Here is a 16,820-nt window from a genome sequence, read left to right on the forward strand (position 1 = left end):
AGTCGACCCCCGACAACCGCCGGCGCTTCGGATGAGATCGATCACACCGAGCCGGAGGAGTGCCTGACTACTGAGCGGAGGCGGGCGGCGGTGCGGTGCTGGCCCGGACGATCAGCCGGGGCTCGATGGTCATCGGGGCCGGCTCAGCCGTCGGATCGGTGATGAGCCGCAGCAGGTGCTGAACGGCCAGGGCGCCGATCTCGGCGAACGGCTGGTCGACGGTCGTCAACGAGGGGGAGCAGTACTCGGCCAGCGCGATGTTGTCGGTGCCGACCACGGAGACCTCGTCGGGGATCCGTCGCCCGAGTTCGTGAAGGGCGCGGATCACGCCGAAAGCCATCTCGTCGCTGGAGACGAACACGGCGGTCACCTCGGGGATCCGCCCGAGGATCAGGCCGTTCCGGTACCCCGACTCGGGCGACCAGTCTCCGTGGAGCTCGGGCGGAGCTTCCGCGCCGGCCTCGTCGAGAGCGGCCCGCCAGCCCCTGGATCGCCCTGCGGCGTCGCTCCAGAGGGCCGGCCCGGACACGTGCCACACGGTCCGGTGCCCGAGGGAGAGGAGGTGTTCGGTCGCCAGCCGCGCGGCCCGCTCCTGGTCGACGGCGACGACCTCGGTGGAGGAGGTCCGCGAGCCGTCGATCGTCACCGTGGGGATGGCCCGCGTCAGCTCGCGGATGGTCTCGGTCGCCTGGATCAGCGGGATCGCGAGGACGATGCCTTCGACCCCCTCGTCGGCGAGCTGCAGGAGGGCGCGTTCGACGGCCGGGGCGTCGAGCGATGCGGTGGTGGCGGTCCGGACCGAGTAGCCAGCCTTCCTGGCCGACCCTTCGATGCCGAACGTCACGGCGGTTCGCGAGAAGAAGCTGGTCTTCAGGTTCACGATGCCGAGGATCCGGCTCCGCCCCGATTTCAGCGCACGGGCGGCGTTGTTGCGCCGGTAGCCGAGCTCTTCGACGGCGGCGAGCACTTTCGCCCTGGTCGCGGGCTGGACGTTCGGATGATTGCTGAGCGCCCTCGAGACGGTCTGCGGCGACACTCCCGCGCGGCGCGCCACGTCGGTCATGGCGGGAAGACGCTCGACGCCTGCCACTGGGCGAACGGCCACGGCCGCTCCATCTTCTTGTCGCACCCGTGAATGATACCGAAAACATCTCGGTTTCCCCGAGCGCAGTCTTTCAGGATCAGGCCACACCTCGAATGCGACTTAATTGCGCCGGGGTGATTGTTATCGATGCCAAAGTGGTTACGATGGGTCCATTCTCTCGAGCTCCTTCCCCGACGACGCCGTTAGGTCCTCCGATGCTTCTCACGGAAACACCCCCTCCCGTCCTTTCGCCAAGCACCTCGGATGGACGGCTCGACTGAGCGTGGGCGTCCTGGTGGTCGCCGCGGCGACGGCGAGCGGGGCGGTCCCCGCCCTCGCCGCCCCCGAGGCCGGCGGCACCCCGATCACGCCGGCGCAGTACTCGCTGATCGGCGCCGACTCCCAGTCGCCTGCGTATCCGGCTCCGCCCGCCCTCGACGGGACCGCGGCGGGGGCCTTCGACGACGACTACGGCTCCCAGTGGACCGTCGCCTACACGGTGCAGAACGGAGTCGGCGTCGCCGAACCCATGCCGCACTGGATCACCTTCGACGTCGGTGGCAGCTTCACCCTCACCGGCCTCGACTACTCCGTCAAGGACCAGTCGAACGGCCCGGTGAAAGACTTCTCGGTGTTCGCCACGAACGACGAGTCCATCGCGACGAACCCGAAGGCCGACTGGGGCGCGGCGGTCGCCACGGGGTCGTTCGTGCAGCCGACCAGCAACACGCAGGTGCAGACGGCTCTGTTCGGCAGCCCGGTGAAGGCCCGCTACGTGAAGTTCGAGGCCGACAGCGCCGTCAACGGCAGCGACAACGCCTCCGCCTCCGAGCTGCGGGTGCTGGCCACCGGCGACACGACTCCCGCGCCCGTCACGACTCCGCCGCCGGCCGACGACCCCGTCTCGGTGGGTTCGCTGGGGACCTGGTCCAACCCCGACGACACGCCCGCGAGCCTGTTCACCGACAAAGACGGCACCTTCCACTACGAGCAGGCCGACGCCCTCTACGGCGCGACGGACCCTCGCCACTGGACCTTCTACACCGGCACCACGCTGGACGACGCGAAGCCCGCCACGGCGATCGACGACGCGGTCGATCCGGCTGATCCGGCCGACAAGAACAGCGACACCACCTCTCGGTGCAACAACAGCCCGACCGGCCTGACGTCGACGTTCGCCCCCGCGGGGTCCAACTACGCGCAGCGGAACTACTGCGACCTGACGCAGATGTGGGTCGATCCCGACACCGGCGACTGGTACGGGTTGGTGCACAACGAGTTCACGCCGCAGCCCTTCGGCGACGGCCTTCACTACGACGCCATCGACTACGCGGTCTCCACCGACCAGGGCAAGACGTGGAAGATCAAGAACCAGGTCGTCACGACGCCCTATTCGACCGAGCGAGGCGACACCGCGACCTTCCCGCAGCAGACCTACGACTACGGAGACGGCGACCCGAGGCTCTACGTCGACGCGGCATCCGGGTACTTCTACATGTTCTACGGCTCGCGGATCGTCGACAAGACGGGAAGCTGGAAGGCGTTCTACGAGCACGTCGCCCGCGCGCCGATCGCCGACAAGATGGCCGCAGGATCGTGGCAGAAGTGGTACGGCGGCGCGTGGTCCCAGCCCGGCCTGAAGGGGTTGGAGAGCAACATCGTGCCGACGAGCTCCGCCGACAGCACCGGTTACACCGCTCCGGCGGACGAGTACGACCCCGCCAACGCGGGAACGGCGGCGCAGCAGATCGCGGCCGGGACGATGCCGGCCACGTCACCGCTGTTCGTGATGGACGTCACCTACAACGCCTACCTGGGCCTCTACATCGGCGAAGCGCAGAACCCCGACCAGAGCGGCGACGCGCCGCAGGAGTACTACGCCACCGACAACCTCGCGACCCAGAAGTGGCACCTCCTCGGCGACACGGGCTCGTATCACACCGCCTCCTGGTACCGGTGGTTCCTCGATCCGGCCAACGCCACGAGCACGAGCATCGTCGGCAAGACGTTCCGCTCGTACTGCTCCTTCGGCTGCTCCAACGGGTCCGACTCCGAGTACGCCAACATCACGATCGGTTCGTCCTCGCCTGCCGCACCCGTCGACACGCGCAAGACGTACACGATCGGCAGCGCGGCGGGCCAGCTCCTCTCCCAGGTCGCCGGCACGTCGAGCACCACGTCGGCCGCGGGCGTCGACTCGTCACTGACCGCCTGGACGTTCTCGGCAACGGGGGACGGCGCCTACACGATCGCGAACGCGTCGACGGGTCAGCTGCTGGGAGTGAACTCGACCTCCACGACCAGTCGAGCGTGGGGAACCGCGCCGACGGCGACCACGTCGGCCAAGGCGACGGTCGGACAACAGTGGTTCGTCGTTCCGAACACCTCCCCCGAGACGGGGAAGGCCACCGGTTCCCTGCGCCTCGTCAACCGCTACAGCGGATTGGTCCTGGGCCTGTCCGGCGGGTCCGAGCCGAGCGCCCAGACGACGCCGGCGCGCACCTGGGACCACACCGTCGCCCGCTCGGTCGCCGGCCTGCCCACCGTCGCGGAGCAGACGCTCAGCCTCACGGCCGTCACGGTCCCCGCTCCTCCGGCGCTGGCCGTGACCGCTCCCGCGAACGGCTCCCACGTGGCGTCGAGGACGGTGACGTTCACCGGAACCGGTGCGCCCGGGCAAGCGGTCACGATCCTCGATTCCTCTGGTCGGCGGATCCTGCAGGTCGTCCCCGCCGCCGACGGAATCTGGACCGGCACGCACACCTTCGGCGCGAAGGATCCCGCTGTCGAGAAGCTCACGATCGGTCAGCCCGGTGCCGGTGCCTCGGGAGCTGCCCGAGCCCTCACCATCACCCTGCCCGCGGTCACCGCGACGGCACCGGTGGGCACGCCGCCCGCGGGCGGTGCGCCGTCGGACTCGGCCACGGGAGTGACCGCGACGGCCTCCGACGGCTCTGACGGATCCCTGGCGTTCACGGGGTCGAACGCGGCGCTCGCGGCGGCGGTGGGCGGTCTGCTCCTGGCCATCGGCGGCACGTTCGCGTTCGTTGCGCGACGTCGTCGCCTCGAGGGCTAGAGCGTGTCTCTCGTGTCACCGCGGGCCGTGTGAGAGACGCGCCCTAGCCGAGGGCGGGGGCCGACGGGTAGTCGCCGCGACTGGCGACGCGGGGCGCCGCGAACAGGCGACGGACCTCGTCGGCCTCGTTCTCTTTCGTGAGGAAGTCGGTCCAGGTCATGAACCAGGCCCACTCCGGCTGCGATTCCAGGATCTCGGGCGTCGGCAGGATCCCCGCCTCACCGAGAGCGATCGGTCGGCCCTCCGCCAGCTGAGCGAGCTGGTCGTGATGCGACTGGCGGTAGTCGTTGGCGTACACGTCGGCTGCCAGCACATCGACGACGTCGTGCCCCGGGTAGAAGCCCGCGTAGGCGGCGGCGTCACCGCGCGGCGCGTTGGTGTTCCAGACCCAGACGAGATTGTCGAGGTCGTGGTGATCGACGAGTCGGGAGTACAGCTGCCGATAGAGGGCGGCGTATCCGTCGGCCCCTTCGCGACCTCCCCACCAGAACCAGCTCCCGTTCATTTCGTGGTAAGGCCGCCAGAGGACCGGGATCCCGGCGTCGCGCAGCTGGCCGAGGAAGCCGGCGATCACGTCGACCTGGCGAACCCAGCGCGAGTGCGTCTCGGTCCCTTCGGTCAGGAGATCGCGCCAGTCGGCCTCGGGCAGCATCCCGTCGCAGATGCTCCCGAGGAAGGTGACGGGTTCGTCTTCGGTCGGCCGCACGGCATGCCACATGAGGGTGATGATCGATCCGGAATCGTGCTGCCGCTTCGCTTCATCGATGACGGCCTGCCGGTACATCACGCCGTCCATGTCGCCGTCCTCGGAGAATCCGAAGTCCTGGCCCCAGACGGCCGGCGCTCGCCCCGTCAGCTCTTCCGCCTGCTCGCTGTAGTGGGAGAGTTCGCGCGGAGTGTTGTGCTGACCGGACAGCGTCAGGTGCCCGGAGACGCCCTGAAGGGTTCGGAGCAGTGCCCGGGCTTCCGCCGTTGCACGCGGGTTGACGGGTTCGATGTCGACGTTGATCATCAGGTTCTTTCTCGTGGAGTGGTGCCCGGAGCTCAGCTCAGCTCCGCGGGGCGAGGGACTGCTGGAGGACGAGGGCGGACGCGCCGAGGGCGGCGGCGTCGCGCGGGTTGGACGAGAACCGCACCTCGACGCCGTGGATCGCCCTGGCGAAGGTGCGCGTGGCGAGGTGCTTCCGGATGGCGTCGACGTACAGGGCGCCCGCGATGGCGAACCCCGGACCGGCGAGGACGATGAGGTCGAGGTCGGTGAGGTTGACCAGGCCGAGCGCCCCGGCGGCCACGTACCGGGCCGACTCCTGGATCAGCTCGAGCGCCTCGGGCTCGCGCCGCACGGCCCGCCTGGCGATCTCGTCGAAGGCGCGCATGATCCCGGTCCGGGTCGCGAGGGCCGCTCGGGGATCGTCGACGTACTCGGCCAGGAGACCTCGCTCGCCCGCCGAGGCGACGACCGCGGCGGGTGCGGCGAGCATCTCGAGGCAGCCCCGGTTGCCGCAGTAGCAGAGCGGGCCGTTGACGTCGAGGGAGACGTGCCCGATCTCGCCGGCGTTCGACGCGGAACCGCGGAACGCGCTGCCGTTGATGACGATCCCCGCCCCGATGCCGGCACCCATGTACAGGCACGCGAACGACAGCGGTGCGTCGACACGGCCGCCCCAGAACTCTCCGACCGCAGCGGCCGTGGCGTCGTTGTCGACGACCACGGGAAGACCGGTCAGCTCGGCCAGCTCGTCGCGAAGCGGGTAGGTGGCCCAGGCGTCGAAGGGCGGGGAGGCGGCGATGATCCCCGCGGGGTAGTCGAGAGGGCCTGCGGCGGCGATGCCGATCCCGACGACGGCGGAGCGGATCAGGCCGAGGGACAGGATCAGCGTGTCGATCTCACTCGCGATGCGCTGGACGACGAGGTCGGGAGGGCTGTCGGCCGTCCCCTCGCAGCGGACCCGGCCGATCATGCCGCCGGCCATGTTCGTCACCACGAAGACCATCGACTCCGGCCCGAGGTGGACGCCGATGGCGCACCGCGCGCTCGGCGTGATCTCGAGAAGCGTTCGGCGTTTGCCGCCGGTCGAGAGCGCGGTGCCGACCTCGCGGACGAGGCCGTCGTTGATGAGGGCGCGCACGATGAGGAGACCGACGCCTGCGTGAGCGCCGCCGCTTCGGCGATCTCCACGCGACTGACCGGACCGGACGACCGGATGACGTCGAGCACTCGCCCGTGACTCAGGGGCGGCGGAGTGGCTCCGCCTGCTCGCTGGGTCGTCGTCATGGTGTCCTCTCGGGGTGCGCCGATTCATCTTGACATCGATTCGGGGATGGGCAACACTCTAACCCAATGACTTAGTTAAATCATCTAAGTGATGATTCCACTGCACGAGACCCGCGACGATGCGGGAAGGAAAGGGTCGATGATGATCTCAAGAAAGCGCGGTGTCCTGGCCGCCCTCGCCGGAGCAGCCGCTCTGGCGGTCGCCCTCACCGGGTGCACGTCGTCCGCCAGCACGACGAACTCGGCGTCCGGTCCGACGCTCGCCGTCTACAACGGCGCGAGCGGCGCCTTCGTCAAGAACTTCAATCCGCTCTCGCCGACGGTCCTGTCCAACATCCAGGGCCTGATCTACGAGCCGATGTTCTTCTACAACAACCTGGCCTCCCTGGCCACCAAGCCCAAGCCGCTCCTCGGCCAGAGCTTCTCGTTCAACGCCGACGGAACCGTCCTCTCCGTGACGCTCAAGAGCGGCGTCACCTGGAGCGACGGCAAGCCCTTCACGGCCAGCGACGTCGCCTTCACGATGAACCTCATCCGGACGACGCCCGCGCTCAACACGAGCGGAAACACCCCGGTGGCGAAGGTCGTCGACCCCACCCACGTCACCCTGACGTTCGCGCACCCGTCGTTCACGAGCGCGCCGACGATCCTCGGCACGACGTACATCGTCCCGGAGCACATCTGGAAGTCGGTCAAGGAGCCGGCGACCTACATCAACTCGTCGCCGGTCGGCACCGGTCCGATGGAGATGAGCAGCTTCACCAACCAGTCCTACCTGCTCAAGAAGAACCCCGACTTCCGCGACGCGAAGAAGCTCGAGGTGGGTGGCCTGCGGGTCTACTCGCTCTCCGGCAACGAGGCGGCGACCAACAAACTGCTGGCGAAGCAGCTCGACTGGGCCGGCATCTTCGTTCCCGACGTCAAGAAGGTCCTCGACAAGCCGAACCTCGGCTACACGTTCTACGGTGACCAACAGGTCGTCCTCAACACCTGTTCGAACACGGCGCTCGGCTGCACCGGGCCGCAGACCGACCCCGTCGTCCGCCAGGCGATGGCCGCCGCAATCGACCGCAACCAGGTCAACAAGCTGGCCTACTACGGCAACGCGGTGCCGATCTCGGCGACCTTCGGCCTGCCGAAGCGCGACAAGGCGTTCATCGCTCCCGAGTACGCGTCCACCGAGCCCATGAGCGCGAACACCGCCAAGGCGGAGTCGCTTCTCGAGGGCGCAGGCTGGGTCAAGGGATCGGACGGCATCTACGCGAAGAACGGCCAGAAGCTCTCGATGAACGTCCTCGTCACGAGCGGCTACACCGACTACATCGCAGCCCTGCAGGCGATCACCCAGCAGTTCAAGCAGGCCGGCATCGAGATCCAGGTGCAGCAGGTCGCGAACCAGGAGAACAACTCGGCCGCGGGCCTCGGCAAGTTCCAGCTGCAGATCAACGGCATCTTCCAGGGGCCGGCGCCCGACCCGTACTACGTCTACGACAAGTACTTCGGCAGCGAGAACACCTCGGCCGTCGGCAAGTCGGGCAACCCGTACGCCAACGTCTCGCGCTTCTCGAACAAGACCGTCGACGCGGCGCTCGCGACGGCCGCCGGCACCCAGGACCAGGCGGTGAAGGCCAAGGCCTACGCGACGATCCAGGGGATCATCACGAAAGACCTGCCCTACATCCCGATCATCGACAACCGGAACTTCGCGGAGTACAGCACCACCCAGGTCACGGGCTTCCCGACGACGAGCAACCTCTACGCCCAGCCCGCACCCAATGTGGCGCCCGACAACGAAGTGGTTCTGCTCAACCTCAAGAAGAAGTGACATGCACCTCCTGAGAAAGATCGGCTTCTACCTGATCGCCCTGTGGGCGGCCGTGACTCTGAACTTCCTGATTCCACGGCTGCTCCCGGGCAACCCGGTCGACACCCTGATCGGCAAGCTCTCCCAGCAGGGCCCCGTCTCGCCGGGCCTCCGGAAGGCGCTGAACGCGCTCTTCGGAACGAACTCGAACGAGAACCTCTGGCAGCAGTACGTCGGGTACCTCAACGGTCTCGTCCACGGCAACTTCGGAGTCTCGGTCACCTACTTCCCGACGCCGGTCATCGACGTGATCGGTCAGGCCATTCCCTGGACCCTCGGGCTCGTCGGGCTGTCGACCGTCATCGCCGCGCTCCTCGGCATCGCCCTCGGCACCTTCGCGGGCTGGCGTCGGGGCACCTGGGTGGACTCCCTGATCCCGGGGACCACGATCCTGCAGTCCGTGCCGTATTTCTGGCTCGCGCTGATCCTGGTGTACTTCCTGGCTTCGATGCTCGGATGGTTCCCGCTCAGCGGCGGGTACGACGTCAACAGCACCACGCCGGGGCTCTCGGGCGACTTCATCGGGAGCGTGATCCGGTACGGCACCCTGCCGGCGCTGACCATCGTCATCAGCTCGATCGGCGGCTGGCTGCTCGGGATGCGCAACATGATGGTCTCGACCCTGTCCGACGACTACGTCGCCACGGCCGAGGCGAAGGGCCTCAGCCCGATCCGCGTGATGATCACGTACGCGGCCCGGAACGCGGTCCTGCCGTCGATCACCGGATTCGCCATCTCGCTCGGCTTCGTCGTCGCCGGCTCGCTCGTCACGGAGAAGGTCTTCTCCTACCCGGGGATCGGCAACGCCCTCCTCGACGCGGTGTCGAACAACGACTACGCGCTCATGCAGGGGCTGTTCCTCGTCATCACGGTCGCCGTTCTCGCGGCGAACCTGATCGTCGACATCTTCTACGGCTTCATCGATCCCCGGACCAGGTCCAGGGCCTAAGGAACTCGCATGTCAGAACTCCTCCTCGAGGGCTCGACGACGCCGGCGGACGCCGCGCCGCCCCTGACCCGCACTCGCCTCCGCCGACGCCCCGGCGCGAAGCTCGTCACCGGATCGGTGATGGTCGTCGTGATCGTCCTGTTCGGCCTGATCGCTCCGTTGTTCACGCAGGATCCGCGAGCCGTGTCCGACATCGGGCTCGCGGGCCCGACCGGCGCCCACCTGCTCGGCACGACCCAGACGGGCCAGGACGTCCTCGCGCAGCTCGCGTACGGCACCCGTGGCTCGCTGCTGATCGGCGTTCTCGTCGGTCTCCTGACGTTGATCCTGTCCGCCTTCTTCGGGATCATCGGCTCGTACGTCGGTGGCGCGCTCGACGAGCTGTTCTCGCTGATCTCGAACGTGATGCTGATCATCCCCGGTCTGCCGCTGATGATCGTCATCGGCAGCTACGTGCAGCACAAGAGCATCTTCCTGGTGGCCGGGGTCCTCGCCCTCACGGGCTGGGCGGCCGGCGCGCGGGTGCTCCGCGGTCAGACGCTGTCCCTGCGCAACCGCGACTACGTGCTGGCCGCCCGGGTCTCGGGGGAGAAGACCTGGCGGGTCATCACCGTCGAGATCCTGCCCAACCTGCTGCCGGTGATGTCGTCGGGCTTCGTCTTCTCGATCATCTTCGCGATCCTCGGCGAGGCGGGCCTGTCGTTCATCGGCATCGGGTCGACCGGCTCCCTGACCTGGGGCACCATGCTCGCCAACGCGCAGAACGGCCAAGCGTTGCTGCTCGGCGGCTGGTGGTGGTTCGTTCCTCCGGGGCTCCTGATCGCGCTGTTCGGCTGCGGGCTCTCGCTGATCAACTTCAGCATCGACGAGGTCATCAACCCGCGGCTCCGCGCGCCGCGACTGGTCAAGCTGCAGAGGAAGGCATCGTGAGCACGACCCAGGACGCACCCCGGGAGGTGCTGACCGTCACGAATCTCCGCGTCGACTACGCCGGAGCGGAGACCGTCCACGCCGTCGACGACGTGAGTCTCACGATCCGGCGCGGGGAGATCCTCGGCCTCGCCGGAGAATCCGGCTGCGGCAAGTCGACCCTGGCTTACGGCATCAACCAGCTGCTCAAACCGCCGGCGGTCATCCGCTCGGGCGAGGTGGTGTTCCACGATCGGAGCGGCACCGACGTCGATGTCCTGGCGCTCTCGGGTCGCGAGCTCCGGCGCCACCGCTGGGCGAAGGTGTCGATGGTGTTCCAGGGGTCGATGAACTCGCTCAACCCGGTGATCTCGGTGGAGTCGCAGATCGTCGACGTGTTCCGCACGCACCGCCCCGAGATGCGGAAGGCCGAGAGGCACACCAGGGCGCAGGATCTCCTGCGGTTGGTCGGGGTCGATCCCGACCGCCTGTCGAGCTACGCTCACGAACTCTCCGGCGGAATGCGGCAGCGCGTCATGATCGCGATGGCTCTGGCACTCGATCCGCAGCTGCTGATCATGGACGAACCGACGACGGCCCTCGACGTGGTCGTCCAGCGGGACATCCTGAACGAGATCATGCGGCTGAGGTCGGACCTCGGATTCGCCGTCCTGTTCATCACGCACGACCTGCCGCTGCTCCTCGAGATCAGCGACCGCGTGGCGATCATGCGGAGCGGCAAGATCCTCGAGTCAGGGTCCGCCGAGGAGATCTACTTCGCGGCGAAGGACCCCTACACGCGCACGCTCCTGCGCTCCTTCCCCAGCCTGACGGGCGAGCGGGGCGACTTCATCCGAACCGGAGAACGACTCGAGCAGGAGGTCGCCCGATGACGACACTCGCCGTCCGCCACCTGACCAAGGACTTCCACTTGCGCTCCGGCCTCCGGACGAGAACGCTGCACGCCGTCAAAGACGTCGCCTTCGACCTCGAGCCCGGCCGGACCGTGGCGCTGGTCGGCCAGTCCGGAAGCGGCAAGTCGACCGTCGCGCGGATGATCGCCCAGTTGGAGCATCCGACGTCGGGCGAGATCCTGCTCGACGGCACCTCCTACCGCGAACACGGGAAAGGCCTCCGCGAGTACCGCGACGAGGTCCAGATGGTCTTCCAGGATCCGTTCGCCTCCTCAATCCGTTCCACTCGATCGAGCACCACCTGGCCCGGCCGCTCCTCCTCCACGGGAAGGCGCGCGGCAAGGCCGACGCCCGCGCGAAGGTGCGCGAGCTGCTGGAGCGCGTCAACCTCTCGCCGGCCGACGACTTCATCGACCGGAGGCCGCACGAGCTCTCCGGCGGCCAGCGGCAGCGGGTCGCCATCGCGCGCGCCCTCGCTCCCGAGCCGAGCGTGCTGATCGCGGACGAGCCGGTGTCGATGCTCGACGTGTCGATCCGCCTCGGGGTGCTGAACCTGTTGGCCCGACTTCAGCGCGAGGAGAATCTCGCCGTCCTGTACATCACCCACGACCTGGCGACCGCTCGGCACTTCTCGGACGAGATCCTGGTCATGTTCCAGGGCGAGGTCGTCGAGCGTGGCCCGGCGGACGACGTGATCCTGCACCCCCGAGCCGATTTCACCAAGCTGCTGGCCAAGGCAGCTCCCGAGCCCGCTCGCAACGAGCGATTCACCTCTGTCGCCGCGAAGTACGCCGATCACGCGTCTCGGGCGACCCCACAAGGAGACGACGAAGAATGAGAAGAACCGATCTGACCGATGGCTGGACGCTCCGGCCGGTGAGCGGGCCGATCCCCGAGGGGATCCCGGGGGCCGTTCCGGCGACGGTCCCGGGCACCGTGCACACCGACCTGCTGGCGGCCGGGTTGATCCCCGATCCGTATCTCGATCGCAACGAGGCCGAGCTCGGCTGGATCGGCGAGAGCGATTTCGCCTACGACGTGCGTTTCGAGAGCGATCTCGCCGAGTTCGAGCGGATCGACCTCGTGGCCGAGGGCCTCGACACGGTCGCCACGATCGATCTCAACGGCGTTCGAGTCGGATCCACCAAGAACCAGCACCGCAGTTACCGGTTCGACGTCACCGAGGCCGTTCGCGCGACGGGCAACGAGCTGACCGTCGGGTTCCAGTCGGCTCTGGCCTTCGCGCGCGGCGCCGAGAAGCGTATCGGAGAGCGGCCCTTCGTGGGCAATGCGCTGCCGTACAACGCCATCCGCAAGATGGCGAGCAACTTCGGCTGGGACTGGGGGCCCGTGCTGGTCACGGCCGGGATCTGGAAGCCGCTCTCGCTGCAGGGCTGGTCGGTCGCCCGACTCGCCCAGGTCCTTCCCGAGGTCCGCGTGGGATCCGACGGGGTCGGCCGGGTCACCGTCCGCGTCGACCTCGAGCGCACCTCGACGACGGCCGTCGACGTCGAGGCCCGACTCACGGGCCCGGGCGGGGTGGACCTCCTCGTGTCGCAGACCGGATCCGAGTCGGGCATCGTGCTCGAACTGGAGGTTCCCGACGCCGCGCTGTGGTGGCCTCGGGGCTACGGCGAGCAGCCGCTGTACGCGCTGGAGGTGCGCGTGTCCCAAGACGGACGGGAACTGGACGCGTGGACGCGGGAGATCGGCTTCCGAACGGTCGAGCTGCGGATGGAGCCCGACGCGTTCGGGACGAGTTTCCGTTTCTTCGTCAACGGCGAGTACGTCTGGATCAAGGGGGCGAACTGGATCCCCGACGACTGCTTCCCGCACCGGGTCGGCCCGGACGACTACGCGCGCGGCGTCGCCGACGCCGTGGACGCCGACATGAACCTGCTCCGGATCTGGGGCGGAGGACTCTTCGAGAGCGACCACCTGTACGAGCGCTGCAACCGCGAGGGGATCCTCGTGTGGCAGGACTTCCTGTTCGCTTGTGCGGCCTACTCCGAGGCGGACGAACTCCGCGACGAGGTCGAGGCCGAGAGCCGCGAGAACATCGTGCGTCTTGCGCCGCACCCCTCGCTGGCGTTCTGGAACGGAAGCAACGAGAACATCGAGGGATACTACGAGTGGGGCTGGCGGGACGCCCTCGGTGAGGGTGTCTCCTGGGGGCGCGGGTACTACGACGAGCTGCTCCCCGCTCTCGTGGCCGAGCTCGATCCGGCGCGGTCGTACACGCCGTCCAGCCCGTTCTCCCCGAAGGACTACTCCGACCCGCGCGACCCCGACAACGGGAGCGTGCACAGCTGGGAGGTCTGGAACCGGAAGGACTACACGGCCTACCGCGACAGCATTCCGCGGTTCGTCGCCGAATTCGGCTTCCAGGGCCCGCCCGCGATGGCGACGATCACCGAGTCCATCCACGACGTGCCGCTCCTGCCCGACTCCCCGGGCATCCTCGCCCATCAGAAGGCGGAGGACGGCAACGGAAAACTCCAGCGGGGCTACCAGCTGCACCTTCCGGAACCCGCCCACTTCGACGACTGGCACTACGCCACGCAGCTCAACCAGGCGCGCGCCATCCAGTTCGGCATCGAGCACTTCCGCTCGCACTCACCGCGAACGGCCGGCACCATCGTCTGGCAGCTCAACGACTGCTGGCCCGTGACGAGCTGGGCGGCCGTCGACAGCCGGCGCCGGCGGAAGCCCCTGTGGTACGCCTTGCGGAACGTGAACGCGCCGCACCTCATCACGCTCCAGCCGCGGCCCGACGGGCTCTCGCTCGTCGCGAGCAACGACTCGGGCGTCGACTGGGCCGCTGAGATCCAGGTGGCTCGGCGGACCCTGGACGGTGCGGCCGTCGTGTCGAGGACGATCCATCTGACCGTCCCGGCCCGCCGCGCCGAGACGATCCTGCTCGACGCCTCCCTCGTCGTCCCCCTCGACGAACGACGCGAGTTCGTCCAGGCCACGACCGCTGAGGCGCGACCCGCGTTCTGGTACTTCGTCGAAGACGTCGAGCTCGACCTCGCCGAGCCGACGCTCTCGGCCGAGGTGCGGGCCGAGGCCGGGGGCGTCGCCGTCGAGCTCCGGGCAGCGACGCTCATCAAGGACATCGTCCTGAACGTCGATCGCCTCGATCCGCGCGCGACAGTCGACGACGCACTCGTCACGCTCCTCCCCGGCGAGAGCCACACCTTCCACATCCGGTCGGACGTCGACCTCGACGGCGAGCGTCTCGTCAGCCACCCCGTCCTCCAGTCGGTCAACGCCCTCGTGGCGAACCGGCTCGTCACCGAAGGAACGAAATGACCACCCTCTCCATCCGCGACTTCGGTGCCACGGGCGACGGCGTCACCAATGACGCTCCCGCCGTCCAGCGAGCGATCGACCAGTGTTCGGCCGACGGCGGCGGAACGGTCCTCGTCCCGTCGGGGGCACGTTCAAGATCGGCTCGATCCTGCTCAAGGCCGGCGTCGAGCTCCACCTCGAGCGCGGCGCCGTCCTCGACGGCAGCGAGGACCCGGCCGACTACACCGAGCGGTTCTCGGTCTCGGCGCTCTCGGGGGCGAGCTGAAGGACGGAACCGACGACACGTTCATCCTGATCGGCGCGAAGGATGCCAAGAACATCGCGATCACCGGCGCGGGCACCATCAAGGGCGGGGGTCGCCACTTCATCGAGTCGGACACCGGCTACATCTACCGGTGCCCCAACGCGCGCCCGTTCACGATCTTCTTCATCCACTGCGAGGACGTCACGCTGCGCGACACGACGTTCACCGACGCGGGCCTCTGGTGCATCCGACTGACCGGCGTCGACCGGGCGCTGATCCACGGGATCCGCGTCGACACCGACCTCAAGTACCCGAACGCGGACGGCATCGACCTCGACCGCTGCCGACAGGTGCGCATCAGCGACTGCGAGATATCCTCGGGCGACGACGCGATCTCCCTCAAGACCTGCGAGGAGTTCCCGGAGTACGGGCCGACCGAAGACATCGTCATCACGAACTGCACGCTGCAGTCGACGTCGAGTGCGATCGTCGTCGGAGTGGACGCGGTCGCAGACATCCGCAACGTCACGGTGTCGAACTGCGTGATCCGCTCGTCGCACCGGGGCCTGTCGGTGAACCTCGGCCAGGAGGGCGACTTCGAGAACATCCTGTTCACCGACTGCATCGTGGAGACGCGTCACTTCGCGGACGACTGGTGGGGCCACGGCGAACCGATCTACGTCACGGCGTTCCCGTGGCACGACAAGGTGGGGAAGATCCGCAACGTCCGATTCCGCAACATCCTGGCCCGCAGCGAGAACGGGGTCTACATCGCCGGTTTCGAGCCGGATCTCGTGAGCGGGGTCGTCCTCGACGGCGTCCGGGTCGAGCTCGATCGCTGGTCGTCGTGGCCCGGCGGTGAATACGATCGGCGGCCGTTCGACCGGGGCGAGGAGATCTACCAGCACGTCACCAGCGGGTTCCACATCGACACCGCGACCGACGTCACCCTGCGGAACTGCGAGGTGGTCTGGGGATCCGTCCAGGACACCTTCGGCGCAGCGCTCGAGGCCATCGACGCCGAGGGTCTCACGATCGACGGTTTCCGAGGCGAGGCGAACCACCCCGAGGTCGACTCGGCGGTCACGACCTCGACGCGCGTCGGTGCGGCAGGATGATGTCGTGACCGTCCCCAGAGAGCGCTCCACCGTCGGGCTGGTCCTCGTGCGGCCGAGCCAGCTCCTCGGATCCGAGCCCTTCTACCAGGAGCTCATCGCCGGAGCAGAGGGAGTGTTCGGGCCGCGCGGCATCACCCTGCTGCTGCAGGTCGTGACCAGCGCCGCCGACGAGGCCGCGACCTACCTGCGGTGGGCCGAAGACGAGACGGTCGCGGGTGTGCTGGTCGTCGACCTCGACCCGCACGACTCCCGCGTCGAGCTCCTCGTGTCGCTCGGTCTGCCGGCGGTCGTCGTGGGCGATCCGGCGACGGCGGGCTCCCTTCCGGCCGTGTGGACGGACGACGCGTCGGCGATGAACCACGCCGTCGGGTCGCTCGTCGAGCTCGGGCACTCGGTCATCGCCCACGTGAGCGGCCCCCAGGGACTCGCGCACAGCCAGATCCGCATCGCCGCCCTGCACGAGGCGGCCGCGGCGTCGGCGGTCGCCGTGCTCGAAGCGAGCGGCGACTACAGCGAAGAGGCCGGGCTTCTCGCGACGCGCGAGCTGCTCAGCGCTCGCACGCCTCCCACGGCCATCGTCTACGACGACGACCTCATGGCGATCGGCGGCCTCCGGGCTGCGCGCGAGAGCGGTCTCAGCGTGCCGGGAGACCTGTCCATCGTCGCGTGGGACGACTCCGCCCTCTGCCAGCTCTCCGAGCCGGCCCTGACGGTGATGGGACACGACGTCCAGGCGATCGGAGAACTGACCGCTTCGGCCCTGCTCGACGTGCTGGCCGGCCGGGCGGCCGAGCAGTACGAGGCTCCGACCGCGACCTTCCTCGCGCGCGAATCGGTGGGCCGGCCGAGCCGACGCTGACACTCGCAGGTCTCCCGGATGGGCGGGGCGGGTTGGCGGAGGTCGGTCGATTTCGAGGAGCCCAGCGGAAGCGGGCACAAGTGCCTCGCGCGAAAGGGCCGGAGACGGCCCATAATCGATCGTGGGGAACGATCACGGCGCGGGGGTGCGCGAGCCAGCGCCTGACCGACCGGCTACGGTCCGACCCCCGGCAGGCCCGCTCCGACGCACCTC

The 16,820-nt window shown here is 68.4% G+C and carries 11 protein-coding genes and 2 pseudogenes; 10 read left to right on the top strand and 3 right to left on the bottom strand.

Translation table 11 applies throughout. The annotated features are described in order from the left end of the window. Positions 1 to 67: 67 nt before the first annotated feature. Positions 68 to 1,105, bottom strand: coding sequence for a LacI family DNA-binding transcriptional regulator (locus QUE79_RS04705; RefSeq protein ID WP_286345659.1), 1,038 nt, complete (start codon positions 1,103 to 1,105; stop codon positions 68 to 70). Between the two features lie 262 nt (positions 1,106 to 1,367). Between QUE79_RS04705 and QUE79_RS04710 the strand changes: the two genes are divergently transcribed. Next, positions 1,368 to 4,160: an RICIN domain-containing protein gene (locus QUE79_RS04710; RefSeq protein WP_286345660.1), complete on the top strand. Its 2,793-nt coding sequence runs from the start codon at positions 1,368 to 1,370 to the stop codon at positions 4,158 to 4,160. A 43-nt stretch (positions 4,161 to 4,203) separates the two neighbouring features. Here the strand turns inward: QUE79_RS04710 and QUE79_RS04715 are convergent, their stop codons facing one another. Continuing rightward, entirely contained in the window at positions 4,204 to 5,172 is a 969-nt protein-coding gene (locus tag QUE79_RS04715; RefSeq protein ID WP_286345661.1) for a glycosyl hydrolase, read from the bottom strand. Between the two features lie 37 nt (positions 5,173 to 5,209). Beyond that, positions 5,210 to 6,289, bottom strand: a complete 1,080-nt coding sequence (locus tag QUE79_RS04720; RefSeq protein WP_286345662.1) for an ROK family protein — start codon at positions 6,287 to 6,289, stop codon at positions 5,210 to 5,212. A gap of 285 nt (positions 6,290 to 6,574) precedes the next feature. Between QUE79_RS04720 and QUE79_RS04725 the strand changes: the two genes are divergently transcribed. The 9 genes and pseudogenes from QUE79_RS04725 to QUE79_RS04760 all read left to right on the top strand — a co-directional run bounded on the left by QUE79_RS04725 (position 6,575) and on the right by QUE79_RS04760 (position 16,607). Continuing rightward, positions 6,575 to 8,260 (top strand): ABC transporter substrate-binding protein, encoded by a 1,686-nt coding sequence (locus tag QUE79_RS04725; protein ID WP_286345663.1) that lies wholly within the window; start codon positions 6,575 to 6,577, stop codon positions 8,258 to 8,260. 1 nt (position 8,261) lies between these two features. Next, positions 8,262 to 9,248, top strand: a complete 987-nt coding sequence (locus QUE79_RS04730) for an ABC transporter permease (protein WP_286345664.1) — start codon at positions 8,262 to 8,264, stop codon at positions 9,246 to 9,248. Positions 9,249 to 9,257: 9 nt separating this feature from the next. Continuing rightward, the gene (locus tag QUE79_RS04735) at positions 9,258 to 10,178 is read left to right on the top strand and encodes an ABC transporter permease (protein ID WP_286345665.1); all 921 of its coding nucleotides are present in this window, start codon (positions 9,258 to 9,260) and stop codon (positions 10,176 to 10,178) included. Next, on the top strand, positions 10,175 to 11,050 hold the full coding sequence (locus QUE79_RS04740; protein WP_434011031.1) for an ABC transporter ATP-binding protein: 876 nt from the start codon (positions 10,175 to 10,177) through the stop codon (positions 11,048 to 11,050). The genes QUE79_RS04735 and QUE79_RS04740 overlap by 4 nt, the downstream gene beginning before the upstream one ends. Further along, a pseudogene (locus QUE79_RS04745) lies at positions 11,047 to 11,909 on the top strand (ABC transporter ATP-binding protein). Before QUE79_RS04740 ends, QUE79_RS04745 begins: the two are co-directional and overlap by 4 nt. Then, positions 11,906 to 14,386: a glycoside hydrolase family 2 protein gene (locus QUE79_RS04750; protein WP_286345666.1), complete on the top strand. Its 2,481-nt coding sequence runs from the start codon at positions 11,906 to 11,908 to the stop codon at positions 14,384 to 14,386. Before QUE79_RS04745 ends, QUE79_RS04750 begins: the two are co-directional and overlap by 4 nt. Then, positions 14,383 to 14,457: pseudogene (locus QUE79_RS25245) on the top strand (hypothetical protein); the annotation flags it as partial. The gene QUE79_RS04750 and the pseudogene QUE79_RS25245, both read left to right, overlap by 4 nt. Next, a complete protein-coding gene (locus QUE79_RS04755) occupies positions 14,435 to 15,748 on the top strand; it encodes a glycoside hydrolase family 28 protein (RefSeq protein WP_286345667.1) in 1,314 nt (437 codons plus the stop codon). The pseudogene QUE79_RS25245 and the gene QUE79_RS04755, both read left to right, overlap by 23 nt. Before the next feature lie 4 nt (positions 15,749 to 15,752). After that, the gene (locus tag QUE79_RS04760) at positions 15,753 to 16,607 is read left to right on the top strand and encodes a LacI family DNA-binding transcriptional regulator (RefSeq protein ID WP_286345668.1); all 855 of its coding nucleotides are present in this window, start codon (positions 15,753 to 15,755) and stop codon (positions 16,605 to 16,607) included. Positions 16,608 to 16,820: the final 213 nt, after the last annotated feature.

Source organism: Frondihabitans sucicola (genome assembly GCF_030296615.1).
Taxonomy (GTDB): Bacteria; Actinomycetota; Actinomycetes; order Actinomycetales; family Microbacteriaceae; genus Frondihabitans; species Frondihabitans sucicola.

What these genes read in the sequence shown, in the direction of transcription:
- QUE79_RS04715 (WP_286345661.1), bottom strand. Translation starts at nt 5,172, where the DNA reads ATGATCAACGTCGACATCGAACCCGTCAACCCGCGTGCAACGGCGGAA.
- QUE79_RS04725 (WP_286345663.1), top strand. Translation starts at nt 6,575, where the DNA reads ATGATGATCTCAAGAAAGCGCGGTGTCCTGGCCGCCCTCGCCGGAGCA.
- QUE79_RS04730 (WP_286345664.1), top strand. Translation starts at nt 8,262, where the DNA reads ATGCACCTCCTGAGAAAGATCGGCTTCTACCTGATCGCCCTGTGGGCG.
- QUE79_RS04735 (WP_286345665.1), top strand. Translation starts at nt 9,258, where the DNA reads ATGTCAGAACTCCTCCTCGAGGGCTCGACGACGCCGGCGGACGCCGCG.
- QUE79_RS04750 (WP_286345666.1), top strand. Translation starts at nt 11,906, where the DNA reads ATGAGAAGAACCGATCTGACCGATGGCTGGACGCTCCGGCCGGTGAGC.
- QUE79_RS04755 (WP_286345667.1), top strand. Translation starts at nt 14,435, where the DNA reads ATGACGCTCCCGCCGTCCAGCGAGCGATCGACCAGTGTTCGGCCGACG.